Below are 13,985 nucleotides of genomic sequence, written 5' to 3'. Positions count from 1 at the left end.
CAGATGGGATAAGCGCCATGAAAGACGAAAGACTCTGCCTTGCGGACCTTGCGAATTTTCCCGACGAAGCCGCCAAGGTGCAGGAAGCGCTCGCTACCCTGCGGCAAGCTTACTCTGGCGATCAGGAAACAGAGCTGCGCCTGCAGCGCCTGCTTGTCGCCAGCCCCTTCGCCCGCCGCCTACTGGAGCACCAGCCCGTCCTGATGGCACAACTGGCCGCCCCACCCTCGTCCCTCGCCTGGTCGGCGGAGATGCCCGAAGACGAGTTCCTGGCGCTCCTGCGCCGGCACCGACAGCTGCGCATGTTGCAGATCCTCTGGCAGGACCTGCGCGGCCCCGACGCCCTCGACGAAACCCTGCTCGCCTTGAGCAATCTCGCAGAGGAGTCCCTGCAGGCTGCCCTCGCCTATGGGCAAGAGGCCCTGCAAAAACGCCATGGGAGTCCCCGTGATGAAGCCGGCGCCAGCGTCCCTTTCGTGATTTTTGGCATGGGCAAACTGGGCGGCAGGGAACTCAATCTCTCTTCTGACATCGACCTGCTCTTTGTCTATGGCGCGTCCGGCGCAAGCGACGGCCCCCTGCCCCTCGACAATCCCAGCTATTTTCAGCGTCTGGGGCAATGGGTGATTCGCGCCTTGGCAGAACTGCGGGCCGAGGGCTTTGTCTTTCGCGTGGACATGCGCCTGCGCCCCTTCGGCGATGCCGGCCCCCTCTGCGTGACGGGAGACGCCCTGGAGCAGTATTACCATCACCATGGCCGCAGCTGGGAGCGCTATGCCTTGCTCAAGGCCCGCCCAGTGGCCGGGGATCTGGCTTTTGGCGAGGAAATCCTGGAACGCCTGCAACCCTTTCTCTACCGACGCTATCTGGACTTTACCGCCCTCGCTGGCCTGCGCCGTGTCAAGGCCTTGATGGATGCAGAGCAGGGACAGGCCAGCCAGGACATCAAGAAGGGGCTCGGCGGCATCCGCGAAATCGAGTTCATCGTGCAGTCATTGCAGCTGATTCACGGCGGACGCCTCCCCGCCCTACGCGAACGCAATACCCTGCAAGGCCTCGAAAATCTTTGCGCTGCGGGTCTGTTAGAAAAGGATACGGTGGTAATTCTACGCAAGTATTATCGTCTCTGGCGCCGGGTGGAGCATGCCCTGCAAATGATCGAAGATCGTCAGACCCAACGGCTTCCGACAGAGGCCCTGGACTGGCAACGTCTCGCTTGTGCACTGGAATTCGCCCAACCCGAGAGCCTGCAAACAGAAATTACACACGGACGCCAGCAGGTGCACGAAATATTCGTGCAAACGCTACCCGACGCAGCAGCAAACGATGAGGAAGATCCGGCGCAGATCACCTGGCTCGCAGCCCGTCATGCCATTGACGAGACCATCCCGCTCGCTTGGAGCGCCCTTCTTCCGGCGGCAGAGGCCCAGGAGAGTTGGCTGGAGCTGCGCCGTTTTGCCCGCAGTCGGCGGGTCCTGCAGCTTTCCCAGCGCGGACAGGCGCGGCTCGACGCCCTGCTGCCGGCCATTCTGCGGCGTCTGGCCCAGGGCGCAGCGGCCGGTGAGCGGCTGCATCGCTACCTACAGCTTCTCGATGCACTCTTGGGACAGGCGCAATACCTCGCGCTCCTGGCAGAAAATCCCCATTGGCTGGAACGCCTCGAAGACTTTCTGGAAAGCCCTTGGCTGACCCAGGAACTGATCCGTTTTCCTTCTTTGTTGGAAGATGTACTGTGCGGGCGCTCCGCGGCGGCACGCGACTGGCCGAAGCTCTTCACACAGGATCTGGATCGTGATCTGGAAGAGGGGATGGATCTGCTGCGGCGTTTCAAGAATACCGAGATGTTGTTGATGGCGAGTGCCTTCTGGTCCGGCAAAACGGATGTTCTTGGGCTTTTGCCGGAGCTTAGCGAGCTGGCGACATTCTGTTTGCAGACCGCGCTGCCATGGGCAGTTGCAGCCATGCAGCAGCAACATGGGGGCCTTCCAGGCTATGCGGAGCCCCCTTTCGCGGTCATCGCCTACGGAAAGCTGGGCGGCAGAGAAATGGGTCTCGCCTCCGATCTCGATCTGGTGTTTCTCTACGATGCACCAGCAGAATTAGAAAGCGATGGACGGATTCCCCTCAACGCTGCCGCCTGGTTTGCCCGCCTCGGACAAAAGTTCATTCATATTCTCACGATCCTGACGCGCGCCGGCACCCTCTATGAAATCGACATGCGTCTGCGCCCGAGCGGGCAGTCCGGCCCCCTGGTGAGTTCCCTACCAGCTTTTCTCAAATACCAGCGCGAGTCGGCCTGGACCTGGGAGCATCAGGCCCTCACCCGTGCCCGCTTCCTGGCTGGGGATGCGCAACTGGGGCAGAAATTTACCGCGTTGCGCGAAGAGATTCTGCTGCGTCACCGAAATCCGCAGGTGCTGGCTGGGGAGATTCGCGATATGCGCCAGCGCATTGCGCGGGAAAAGCCGATTGGCAAAGATCATTTTCATCTGAAGCTGAGCCCCGGCGGCTTGCTGGATATCGAATTTCTCGTACAGTTTGCTATTCTTGCCAATTCTGCGGAGAATCCCGCTTTGCTGCTGCCAACCGGAACGCGCGAGGCCCTGCTGGCGCTGGGCAAGTCGGGACTTTGGGAAGCGAGAGCCGTGGAAGACTTGGTGGATGCGTGGTGTGTCCTGCGCGATGCAGAAAACCGCCGCCGGCTGCGTCTGCAGGCGCCCCTGCTGGCCCCTGGCGACCCGCAGCTGACCTCTTTGCGCAACACCGCACGGCAGGTGCAAGAATGGACGATACGACTGGGCTTGGGGCCCCTTGAGGAGTAAACGATGTCAATGGCAGATCGCGATGGTTTCATTTGGTTTGATGGCAAGCTCGTTCCCTGGCGCGAAGCCACGGTGCATGGCTTGACCCATTCCCTGCATTACGGGCTGGGTTGCTTTGAAGGGGAACGGGCCTATGCCACGGAGCGCGGGGCCGCAATCTTCCGTTTGCCAGAGCACACCAAACGTCTCTTCAACAGTGCGAAGATCCTGCAAATGGACGTCTCGTTTACCCCGGAAGAGATCAACGAGGCAACCAAGGAAGTCATCCGCGCCAATGGCCTGGAATCGGCCTATATCCGCCCGCTCTTTTTTTACGGCGCGGAAGGCATGGGACTGGCCGCCAAGGGCCTCAAGGTGCATGCCCTGATTGCCGCCTGGCCCTGGGGCAGTTACCTGGGACAGGAGGCACTGGAGCGGGGCATTCGCGTCAAGGTCAGTTCCTTCAGTCGCCATCATGTCAATATTCATCTGTGCAAGGCCAAGGCCAGCGGCAACTACATGAACTCCATGCTGGCCCATCGCGAGGCGCACAATGGCGGCTACGACGAGGCCCTGCTCCTCGACCGCGAGGGCTATGTGGCGGAAGGTTCCGGCGAGAACGTCTTCATGGTACGCGACGGGATCCTCTATACCCCTACCCTCACCAGCGCTCTGGAGGGCATCACCCGCGATACGATTCTCCGCTTTGCCAGCGATGCCGGCATCCCGATCATCGAGAAACAGCTCACCCGTGATGAATTCTACATTGCCGACGAGGCCTTCTTTACCGGTACTGCAGCAGAGGTGACCCCCATCCGCGAAATCGACGACCGCAAGATCGGCAACGGACGGCGTGGCCCGATCACGGAAGCCCTGCAGAGCCGCTACTTCGATACCGTAGCGGGACGTCGCAACGATCATCCTGAGTGGCTGCACTATGTCGACTGAAACCGGCCAGCGCGACTCCCAGGGAATCCACTGCTGCGCGCAGAGTTTCGTCGAGATCGATCCCAGTGAGCTGCCGCTGGCCTGCCCGCGTCCGCAGGGCGGGGCGTGGAACGGTCACCCGCGGGTCTTTCTCAAAATCGAGGAGACCGGCGAGGCACGTTGCCCGTACTGCGGCACGCTGTATTTGCTGAAAGGTGGCCCGCTCGCCAAGAGCGGGCACTAGCAGGCGCGAATTACTGGCTGGAAGGTCTATCCAGCCAGTGCAGAAAGGCATCTGGTCCCAAATAGCCTTCCTGCACCGCGGCCACCCGTCCGTTGCTGTCGATGTGAATGAAGGCGGGGGGCCCTGCCAGTTGATAGCGTTTCAGCAAGGCCTGGCTATCGGCATCGCTGGCCGTGACATCCACACGAATGAGCGTATAGCCACGCAACGCCTTTTCCACTGCCGGATCACGAAAGGCAATCTTGTCCATACGCGCGCATTCCACGCACCAACTCGCCCAATAGTCCACCAGCACCGGTTTGCCCCGAGCGGTCTGCAGGGCTGCCTGCAAGGCTGCAGGACTCTTGACCATCTGAAAGGATAATTCGGCAGCATGGTGACTGGTTGCCGGGCCAGAAGTCATTACCGCCAACGGATGCAGGGGGTCAGACTGCCCCTGCAACGCTCCCACGCCCATGACCAGTCCATAGGCCAGCAGGGCAACACCCAGAGCCTTGCGAAACAGACTCCAGCCCCCTGCCGGTGCCGGCTCAAGGGCGCGCAGGTAGACCCCGGAAAAAATGGCCAGCAAGGCCCAGAGCAGCAAGGTAACGCTGCCGGGAAGGATGCGGCTCAGGAACCAGATCGCCACCCCCAGCATCAAGACCCCAAAAATCGCCTTGATGCCATCCATCCAGGCGCCGGCCTTGGGCAAAAAATGCCCGGCAGAAGTGCCGATGACCAGCAGTGGTACCCCCATCCCCAGACTCAGCGCGAACAGGGCCAGGGCACCGAGCAACACATTTCCGGTTTGCGACACGAAGAGGAGACCGCCCGCCAGCGGTGCTGCCACACACGGGCCGACAATCAGCGCCGACAGAATCCCCATAACGAAGCTGCTGAAGAGATGTTCCCCCTTGCCAACGCGGGACAGCCGACTCTGGATGGCGTTCGGCATCTGTAGGTCATAAAAGCCGAACATCGACAATGCCAGCAGCAAGAAAATCAGGGCAAAGATACCGATCACCCAGGGACTTTGGAAAAAGGCCTGCAAATAGGCACCCGTCAAGGCCGCCGCAATGCCGGCAATGGTGTAGGTCAGGGCCATACCCAAAACATAGGCCAGCGACAGGGCAAAGGCGCGGGTGCGTCCCGGTCGCTCTTTTTGCCCGACAATGATGCCGGACAGGATCGGGATCATCGGAAACACGCAAGGCGTAAAGGCCAGACCCAGCCCCGATACAAAAAACAGGACCAGGGTCCAGCCAAAGCTTTCCCGCAAGGAACTGGCGAGGCTCTGGGCATTGCTCTGCGGGGCCTTTGCCGGATGCAGCAAGGATACGCTGGTCGCTGCACGACTGCTGGAAGAAGCCAACGGTGCACTCTCGGCAAGCAGTTTGGGGGCAAGAGAAACAGTGATGGTCTTTTTTTGCTGCGGATAGCAGATCCCAGCGTTGGCGCAACCCTGAAATTCGCTGGTGACCTGGATCTCCTTCGGAGCATTTCCGACAATGCTATAAGGCAAGAGGATACGATTATCCCCTTCCAGCACCTGCACCTTGCCAAAGGCCGGATCATCGAGCAGCTTGCCCGGCGGCAGTTGCAGTTTCCCCATCTGGACATTGCTGGGCGCCAGTTGCACTCGGACCCTGGAGCGATAGAGATGATAGCCAGGCGCTACCTGCCATTCGAGGGCCAAGCGTCCTGCACCAGCACTCTCGGCAGAAAAGCGGAAGGCCTGATCGGGCGAAAGAAATTGTCCCGCCCAGGCCGCGCTGCCCCAAAGCGCGCAGAAAAGCACCAGCAGGGCCAATACAGCCGCTCTCAGACGATCTCGATGCTCCCACCAGGATCTGTGCCATCCGCTTGATTTCCCAACTCTCATGCACCGCTCCCCAGTTTGATGAATCGTGTCATCCCTTATCCCTAGCAAGACTCAGACCGTACTCACCCACGCAGCACGTTATTTATCCAGTCACTATAGGAGGCCAGCGCCGCAGTTACGGGCAGTGCCAGGATTTCCGGGACGTCGTAGGGATGCAACGCTAACAGGCGCTGCTCCAGATCGGAGTAGTGGCTCGCGAGCGTCTTACAAAGCAGCAGCCTTTCTGCCGCGACTTGCACCTGCCCCGCCCAGAAAAATACCGACTGCATGGGCGCCAAGACCTGGACACAGGCCGCCAGTCTCTCCTCTATCAGAGTCCCGGCAAACCGCACGGCATCGGCCTCTTCCGGCAGCGAACAGAACACCACGATCATTTCTTCTGTCATACCCTGCTCCATCCAGATTGGCTGAGCTCAGTGCAGCATAGCAGAAGAGGAGCGGGCAAATCGCGACAGTATATGAATTGACGTTTCAGGGACTTTCACGAGATACTTATGCAACTAGGTTGCATGATTTCAGAGAAAGCCTCTTTATGCCGAGTCCCCGCCAATTGATCGCGCTACCACGCGTTTTCCCAACTATCGGCATCGCGAAGAAACCACCAGTACTTTTCCTCACAACTACTCTCTGCCTGACCGCCGGTAGCCTGGCACAGGCGGCTCCCGTCTCCCGCTCCATTCTCGAAGATCGGCACCTCCACTGGTGGAATGGTCTTTCTCTGGTCAATCACCTGGAGCTGGAGGGTGTTGCCAATCTCCGTGGCGGTCAGGCCCGGGGCAGCTCCGGCACCTTCCTGTGGAAGGGGGCATTGGCCCTGCATACGGACAAGGCTGGCTGGTGGCAGGGAGGTTTGTTTCTGGTGGAGGGCCTGGCGTCCAGCAGCGGCCACCCTAATACCGATTATGTCGGCGACCTGCAGGGCGTATCCAACCTGACCACCGCAGCGCACGTCGCTCGTCTCTACAAGGCCTATTACCGCCAAAATCTGGGGCCTTTCACGTTTCGTGTGGGTCTGATCAATCCCAACGACTACTTCAATGACACCGGAGTCGCTGCGAAGTTGTTTAACCCTTCTTTCGGCATCTATCCCGTCATTTCCGGCAACATTCCCTACACGCCCACCTATCCCTATTCGAGTCTGGGAGTCATGGCTGCCTATACGCTGGGGGAGACCACCCTGCAGGCGGGGGTCTTCAATGCCGATGGCTACACCGATCTGCGCACGCCTTGGGGGGGCGAAGGACAGATCTATTACGGCGAGATCGACGAGAATCTGGCACTGGCCTCCGGCAAGCTCACCCTCAAGGCCGGCGGATATTACGATCATGTCAGCAGCGACTACTTGCGTAATGCGATCGCCATTGGCCCTGCACCCAGTCAGGGAGGCTTTTACGGCACCGCCGAGTACCGTTGGAAAAGCGCTAATGGCGAGGACTGGGGCGCCTTCGTGCAGGCCGGTGCTGCGCCCAATTCCGCGAGCACCTCTCCCATCAACGCCTATGTGGGAGCAGGATTGCGATTGCGAGATTTTCTGCCCGCCTCACCCAAGAGCACCCTGAGCCTGGGCTTTGCCCGCGCCTGGCAGCGGCAAGCTGGCGCGGAAACCTCGGTGGAGGTCAATTGGTATCAGCCGGTCTTTCACCATTTTTATATCCAGCCCGACCTGCAATACGTGATCAATCCCGGCGCCAGTGCGCCGGGCAATACCCTAGCCAACGCCTTGGTCGGCATCCTGCGCGTCGGTTGGCGCGGAAGCCTCTGGGGATAACTACAGGGGTAAAAGCGGTACATACAGGCGGCTATAAATAGAAGCACGTTTCGCTTATACTTAGGCGATATGTCAAAGTTCTTCGCATGATCCAGCTTCGCACCTACGTTTACATCGATTCTCTGCAACCCCAGCTTGCCGCGTACATGGCCTCAGTCTCCCAGGGCTTTTTACCGGTGCCTGGGGACGCGGCGTTGTGGATCGAGGTATCGCCGGGCATGGCGGTGCATCGCCTCACCGACATCGCTCTCAAGGCAACCCGGGTGCATCTCTCGCAGCAGGTGGTGGAGCGCGAATTTGGTACCATGGTGGTACACCATCGCGATCAGAGCGATGTCCGCGAGGCAGGGCGCGTGGTGCTGCAGCGCATGGGCGCGCAACAGAGTGACCGTGCGGTCTGTCGCGTCACTTGGAACGAGATCATCCGTGGCATGATGCCGGACCATACCGTGCTCATCAATCGCCAGAATCGCCGCGGGTCGATGATCCTGCCCGAACAAAGTATGTTCATTCTGGAAACAGAACCTGCAGGCTATGTGATCTATGCCGCCAATCAGGCGGAAAAAGCAGCCAACATCACCCTCATCGATGTCCGTGCGGTCGGCGCCTACGGTCGTCTGACTATTGCTGGCCGCGAGGCCGACGTCGACGAGGCGGCGGCAGCGGCGGTCCATGCTGTCCAGAATCCCTCCTGGAGCTGATGGGGATGGATCGGCAGGAACTGCAGCACGCCTTATGTCACTACCGCTCGCGCTATCCTGAAGAAGCGGCGTATGCGCGCCAGGGTTGCGCCCTCCTGGCCAGCGAAGCGGACTGTTTTCTGCGCAGTGGGGCGGGGCTGCACATCACCGCGTCCTGCTGGGTACTCAATCCGGCAGGGGACCATACGTTATTGATGTTGCACCGCAAGCTGGGACGCTGGTTTCAGCCCGGCGGCCATAGCGATGGAGATGAAAATGTCCTGCGGGTTGCTCTCAAAGAGTGCAGCGAGGAAACCGGTCTTCCCGCCGAAGAGATCCACTTCCTTTCCCGGCAGATTTTCGACATCGACATTCACCGCATCCCGGCGCGGCGCGAAGAGCCGGAACATCGGCATCTGGATATCCGCTTTTTGATGGAAATCGACGACCGTCTGCCCTTGATCGGTAACAGCGAGTCCCATGAGTTACGCTGGGTGCCGCTGCACGAAGTACATAGCTACAACCGCGAGCTTTCCATTCACCGACTGCTGGTCAAAAGTCAGGAGTGGCTGCGGCAGCATCGCCGCTGAGTCTGGCGCCACGCTAGGGGGAGAGGATGGTCCCAGCAGCGTGGCACCATCCGCCCGAGGTCCATTTCAGAAGAAGGTCGTCACCGCTGCGTCGAGGGCATCACGCATGTCGGGATCATCGGTGATCGGACGGACTAACGCCACACTGCAGGCAGCCAGCGGCTCAATGCCCTTCTCAATCAAAGAACCTGCGTAAATCAGCATACGCGTTGACAGTCCTTCATCCAGGCCGTGGCCCTTGAGATTGCGCGAGCGCTCTGCAATCGATACCAGCTTGCCGGCCATCTCGGTGGAAACCCCCGATTCGTGAGCCACGATCTCGATTTCCAGATCGCGGTCGGGATAGGAAAAATCGAGGGCGCCGAAGCGCTGCTTGGTGGACTGCTTCAGGTCTTTCATCGACGACTGATAGCCAGGATTATAGGAAATCACCAGCAGGAAATCGGGATGGGCGTGCAGTAGTTCGCCCTTCTTGTCGAGGGGCAAGGTGCGGCGATGGTCGGTGAGCGGATGAATCACCACCGTGGTGTCCTGCCGTGCCTCTACCACTTCATCCAGATAGCAGATGGCGCCCATGCGCGCGGCGGTGGTCAAGGGGCCGTCCTGCCACTTGGTACCGTCCTTGTCGAGGAGAAAGCGCCCCACCAGATCCGAGGCCGTCATGTCTTCGTTACAGGCGACGCTGATCAGCGGCCGCTGCAGACGCCAGGCCATATATTCGATAAATCGCGATTTGCCGCAGCCGGTTGGCCCCTTCACCATCATCGGCAAACGTGCGGCGTAGGCCGCCTCGAAGAGGGAGATCTCGTCATGGACCTCCTTGTAGTAAGGCTCTTCGATAATTTGATACTGCTCTTGATCGATACTCACGAACATCTCCTTCTCAATTCTTGAACTTCACCAGGCGACTCACCTGAATGTCGGATACGAACATCACCCCCTGATGTTTTTCAAAGAAGGGCGTAAAGCCCTCCAGAATCGGCGCGAGCAAGTCTTCCGGCACGGCGACGATGATCATGATCAAAACATCATCTTCGTTGAACATCAAATGGCTCTCGTAGATGCCATGGCTGCCTTTGCCCGAAAGATTACCAACGATGCTATAGCCCTTGACCCCCGCGCGGTCGAGGAGATCGGTGGCAAAATCGCGGTGAGCGCCTTCGAGAATAATCTCGATCTTTTTCAATGGATGAAGATTGAGGGTGTTCATGCACTGGCCTCCAATAAGCTCTGCCGATATTGTCTACCCGATTCCGGGTGCACCTGAAATTCGCCTTCTTCCAGCACCAGACAACGGTAATCATCCTCGGGATCGATGACGATGACCCGCAGCCAGCCGCCCATGATCAGCGCCTTCACCTTGGGCAGACGGCCCACGGCAGCGAGGACGAAGCCCGCCGGCGCCTCGACCAAAGCAATGAGGCGAACCGGCTCGTGGTAGGGCTTTCCTTCCTGATACATCGACTGAATGGGCAAGCCGGTGCGCAGATCACTCTGATTTCCGGTCATTACCCCGAAACGGCCAGCGACATTGTGATACGCCTTGCTGCCGCTGCCGTAGTGATGCACGTCCGTCGTCGAAAAGTAATGCTCCAGATTGATCCACTCGCCCACCACCACTGGCGCTGAGAGGATGTTTTCCAGGAAACGGCCTTTCGGATCCAGGCGATAGTCATAGGATTGCAGGAAGGATCGCCCCTGCAGGTCCACCCCTTCGGTCAGGTGACGACCACCAATGATGCCATAGAGGTTGCGGGAAAGGCCCCACTCGGGGCGCACCTGCGACCAATCATGGGCATGGCGGCGCGCCAGGGCCGCTGCCGCGATGGGCTCGGCAGCCAGAGCCCGGCTAGCACCCAAGGTGGGCATGCGCTCCGCAGCCGTGCGCCGGGTTGCCGCAGTCAGGCCATTTTGCAAGCGCTCGAGATAGAGCAGATGGCGCGCCGGGAGGAGATCGAGATCATGCAAGGTGATTTCGTCCGTAGTCGTGTTATGCACGGCGGGCAGAAACCAGGTATCTTCTGGTATGGCAATACCTTTCTCCAGAAGGCGGCGACGCACTTCGGGCTTGTTGGCCATGGTGCATATAACCCGAGCATTGGGTAGTCCCCGACCACCACCACAGGCACCACAGTCCAGCGCTGACTCGTAGGGATTGTTCTGCGTCTGGCTTTCATGCCCCACCATCAGCACAAAGCGCGAGAAATTTTGGCTTAATCCGGTGGACAACAAGGCATTCGACACGTAACGCACCTGCTCGTCCAGAGTGAATCCGAGGCGAGCGATCCGTTCCATCTGCAGGCTTGTCTCATATCGATCGACGCGGTACACGCTGCGGAGTTTGTCGATAAACTCGGCCTCTGCCTCCGGAGTCAAAGCGAGACGATTCGCCAACGCACTTTTCCCACTCCGATTGCCCAGGGCAATTTCGCGGAGTTCACGGATTTCATCGTCGGTTACGTGTTCGCGGTCCATCCCCAGCTCCCGCTGCAGGGCGCGCACAATCATGGCCCGTTGCACTGCGCGGATGATGGAATCCGCCTGCTCAGCATTGAGCTTGTCGACCAGCAGACGCGTGACAGGTTTGGCGGCATGCAGATGCCCGTGCGTTTCGTGATAGAACACCGGAGCCACGGTTTTGCCGATCAAGCCCAGACTGAAGATCAGACCGACAGCCTCCACGGCCACAAAAGGTGACAAAACCGACGATTTGATATCGTGCAGCACGTGTTCAAGCGCCCCATAGAGTGGCTCCTCTTCCAGCTCCAGTTCCGCCGGGATTTCGACGATGAGGTTTTTGGGGGTCTGTACCGCTGGGCACAGATGCACCTCGCTGCCCTTGCCGTATTCCAGGAAGCCAATGGGCACACCAAAGAAGCCGGCAATACCAAAGGTTTGATAATCACCCAGCGCCTCGAGATGGCGGCGCATCGGCTCCGAGCGCACGTCGATACAGAAAAACGCCTGGGCAAAGGGACGTTTTTTCGGATGGTCTTCCGGCAGACGCACCTTGCGCACCAAATCCGTGATGTAATGCGACTCCATGGCGCGCAACCAAGCAAACCCTTCCGCTCGCTCCCAACGGCGCAGCACATTCACAAATTCTGCCACCTGTTCAGGGGTCAGAGACTGCAATGCGGATAGCGCATCGCTTCCCACCCGGCCCGCCAAAGCGCGTAAGGCGCGAGTTTTGCGCTCTGCCTCGTGCGTCCGTTTGTCCTGAATGTATTCTTTGGCCAGAGGCGCATAGCCGCGCCGAGAACGACGCGCAAGCGCATCATCCACGCGCTGCGCCCAGGCCGGCAGGATCGTCCCGGCATGGAGTTCACTGCGCAGATACGCGCCATACGGATCGTCGTGCACAAATTGCTGTAGAGCTTCCGCATCTCCCGGACAACCGTGATGACGGACGGCCTCTTGCACCAAAGACAGACCCAGCACCATCCGTACCGCAAGGTAATCCGCCAGATCTGCGGGATATTGCTGGGCCCAGTAATAATGCTTCGCCGAGCTGCGAAAGCGAATGAAACCCGCCCAGCCATGCAAGCGAGTGAGTTGGCGGGTGATGTATTTTTGCCAATGGTCTTCCGGTATCTTCAATAAATGCAAAATGTGCGCGATGCTACCCTCGGGACTCTCACTGGACGCCAACAGCTCTCGCAGGTGCAATCCAAGCAGGGTGAAGCGCAGATTGTGCTGGGCAACATCCTTCCAGGAGGCAAAAAAGCCTTTCTCCCGACTCGGGGCCTGCCATGCAGACTGTCCTTCGTCAAAAAAATCCAGACAGCTTTTTACCAACAACTCATCCAGGGTATCGCCAATTTTCGTCCCGAAAAGGCGGTCGATGTTGTCATACAGGGGACCATCACTGGCAATCTTGCGTCCTAACACGGTCCGCAAACGCTCCAGAAGCGCCGTTTCGTCGAGCTCGGCGGCTTGCCGTCCCTGCAAGGCAGCGGCCAAGACCTCACCATCCAACCAGTCACTGGCCTGGACCAGACGTTCGGAGCGGCATTCCGTCATGATCGTCCACAGCCAGGTCTCGAGATCGATGCCAGGAAGATCGACAGATTGCTCGCGCAAAAAACTCTGCAGATAGCGCCGCAAGGCGGCATCGTCGATCTTGCCTTCGGCTCGATATCTTTGATAATGCGAGCGGGGTAGGTATCCACGACCGTGGAACAGGTGGCTGCCCTCCTCCACCGCATCCGGAAAAGGCAGGTGTTCCAGACCGAAGAGTGGATTGTGATGGATGAAGGTACGCATGGGCCAGAAACGCGGGATCGGCTCGCCCGCAACGTAGATCATCGAGCGCACCTTGAGGCGATCGCCCAGGGTCAGTTTCCTATCCATAGGCCACTCCAGACTAGTCCAAACAATGCGAAAAGGAACAGCACTCCGGCACCCACACTGGTCACCGTGCTCCCGATATCCGTCAGCGGCTCCCCCTGGTAAATACCAAAGAGCAGATCCTGCAGGAATTTACCGATTGACCATCCCCAGATCATCAAGAGCAGCAACAACGGCCACAACCAAGACAAACTGAGTAAGTGAAATACCTGCAACATGGCAAAAAACCCGGGGAATACCGGTGTCGCCACTAGAGCCAAAGCAGAGATAGTGATCAGTCCACTCAAACGCGGTAGTTCCGTGGCGAGTCCGCCGCGCAACCCCAGGTAGGCACCCCCCATCCGCTGACTCAGCAGGCCCGCCCAGATCATGAGCAAGGCCGCCGGCACGGACCACGCCAGGGCAAAGAACTCCGTAAAATGCATGGCGCTGCCGCTCGCTACCAGAAACCAGGTCAGCGCCAATCCGGAACTCGCGCTAAGACGCGACCAGATGCTGATTTCCCGCGCACTCACGGCACGAAAGGCATAAAACACCGCGGTGAACAGTACCATCATCAACCAGATCCGTTGCCCGAGTACAGGCAAGGGCAAGAAGGGTCCGGTGTGATATAGCAGCAGAATCCCCAATTGTGGCAAGACCAGAATCGCCAATGCCCTACCCCAGGGTCCCGGTGCCGTCGCCACCAAGCGATTAAAAATCAAACTCAGCGGAAAAATGGGGAGCAGAACTGCGCTGATCAGAAGAACGATCCATTCCAT

12 protein-coding genes are annotated in these 13,985 nt (G+C 59.2%); 6 read left to right on the top strand and 6 right to left on the bottom strand.

Translation table 11 applies throughout. The features are described 5' to 3' along the window. Nucleotides 1-17 precede the first annotated feature (17 nt). Genes glnE through ACQAYK_RS04140 form a run of 3 tightly spaced genes read left to right on the top strand, consistent with a single transcriptional unit; the run spans nt 18 to nt 3,972 of the window. On the top strand, nt 18-2,822 hold the full coding sequence (gene glnE, locus ACQAYK_RS04150) for a bifunctional [glutamate--ammonia ligase]-adenylyl-L-tyrosine phosphorylase/[glutamate--ammonia-ligase] adenylyltransferase (RefSeq protein WP_215871717.1): 2,805 nt from the start codon (nt 18-20) through the stop codon (nt 2,820-2,822). A gap of 3 nt (nt 2,823-2,825) precedes the next feature. Further along, nucleotides 2,826-3,749: a branched-chain amino acid transaminase gene (locus ACQAYK_RS04145; protein ID WP_215871716.1), complete on the top strand. Its 924-nt coding sequence runs from the start codon at nt 2,826-2,828 to the stop codon at nt 3,747-3,749. Beyond that, the gene (locus ACQAYK_RS04140; RefSeq protein ID WP_215871715.1) at nt 3,739-3,972 is read left to right on the top strand and encodes a zinc-finger domain-containing protein; all 234 of its coding nucleotides are present in this window, start codon (nt 3,739-3,741) and stop codon (nt 3,970-3,972) included. The genes ACQAYK_RS04145 and ACQAYK_RS04140 overlap by 11 nt, the downstream gene beginning before the upstream one ends. A 10-nt stretch (nt 3,973-3,982) precedes the next feature. On the opposite strand, the gene dsbD is transcribed toward ACQAYK_RS04140, so the two are convergent. Together dsbD and cutA are read right to left on the bottom strand one after the other, a co-directional pair. Then, complete coding sequence (gene dsbD, locus ACQAYK_RS04135) at nt 3,983-5,764, bottom strand: protein-disulfide reductase DsbD (RefSeq protein WP_226826947.1); 1,782 nt, start codon at nt 5,762-5,764, stop codon at nt 3,983-3,985. Nucleotides 5,765-5,898: 134 nt separating this feature from the next. Then, the gene (gene cutA / locus ACQAYK_RS04130) at nt 5,899-6,222 is read right to left on the bottom strand and encodes a divalent-cation tolerance protein CutA (RefSeq protein WP_215871713.1); all 324 of its coding nucleotides are present in this window, start codon (nt 6,220-6,222) and stop codon (nt 5,899-5,901) included. A 146-nt stretch (nt 6,223-6,368) separates the two neighbouring features. Here cutA and ACQAYK_RS04125 point away from each other — a divergent pair, with 146 nt between their 5' ends. From ACQAYK_RS04125 to ACQAYK_RS04115, 3 genes are all read left to right on the top strand, one after another. Continuing rightward, entirely contained in the window at nt 6,369-7,604 is a 1,236-nt protein-coding gene (locus ACQAYK_RS04125) for a carbohydrate porin (RefSeq protein WP_483167944.1), read from the top strand. An 86-nt stretch (nt 7,605-7,690) separates the two neighbouring features. Then, nucleotides 7,691-8,305 carry a BMC domain-containing protein gene (locus ACQAYK_RS04120; protein ID WP_215871711.1) on the top strand — a complete coding sequence of 205 codons (615 nt, stop codon included), beginning with the start codon at nt 7,691-7,693 and terminating at the stop codon, nt 8,303-8,305. Nucleotides 8,306-8,310: 5 nt separating this feature from the next. Beyond that, nucleotides 8,311-8,874, top strand: coding sequence for an NUDIX hydrolase (locus ACQAYK_RS04115; RefSeq protein WP_215871710.1), 564 nt, complete (start codon nt 8,311-8,313; stop codon nt 8,872-8,874). Between the two features lie 66 nt (nt 8,875-8,940). Here the strand turns inward: ACQAYK_RS04115 and ACQAYK_RS04110 are convergent, their stop codons facing one another. From ACQAYK_RS04110 to ACQAYK_RS04095, 4 genes are read right to left on the bottom strand one after another with little or no spacing between them, the layout of a single operon-like run. Next, complete coding sequence (locus tag ACQAYK_RS04110) at nt 8,941-9,744, bottom strand: CbbQ/NirQ/NorQ/GpvN family protein (RefSeq protein ID WP_319643735.1); 804 nt, start codon at nt 9,742-9,744, stop codon at nt 8,941-8,943. A gap of 13 nt (nt 9,745-9,757) precedes the next feature. Continuing rightward, the gene (locus tag ACQAYK_RS04105) at nt 9,758-10,084 is read right to left on the bottom strand and encodes a P-II family nitrogen regulator (RefSeq protein ID WP_215871708.1); all 327 of its coding nucleotides are present in this window, start codon (nt 10,082-10,084) and stop codon (nt 9,758-9,760) included. Further along, on the bottom strand, nt 10,081-13,227 hold the full coding sequence (locus tag ACQAYK_RS04100; RefSeq protein ID WP_215871707.1) for a DUF2309 domain-containing protein: 3,147 nt from the start codon (nt 13,225-13,227) through the stop codon (nt 10,081-10,083). The genes ACQAYK_RS04105 and ACQAYK_RS04100 overlap by 4 nt, the downstream gene beginning before the upstream one ends. Then, nucleotides 13,212-13,985 (bottom strand): hypothetical protein, encoded by a 774-nt coding sequence (locus ACQAYK_RS04095; protein WP_483167943.1) that lies wholly within the window; start codon nt 13,983-13,985, stop codon nt 13,212-13,214. The genes ACQAYK_RS04100 and ACQAYK_RS04095 overlap by 16 nt, the downstream gene beginning before the upstream one ends.

The organism is Acidithiobacillus sp. AC3 (genome assembly GCF_050261095.1).
GTDB classification, from domain to species: Bacteria; Pseudomonadota; Gammaproteobacteria; order Acidithiobacillales; family Acidithiobacillaceae; genus Igneacidithiobacillus; species Igneacidithiobacillus copahuensis.
This window is presented reverse-complemented; position numbering and strand designations above follow the sequence as displayed.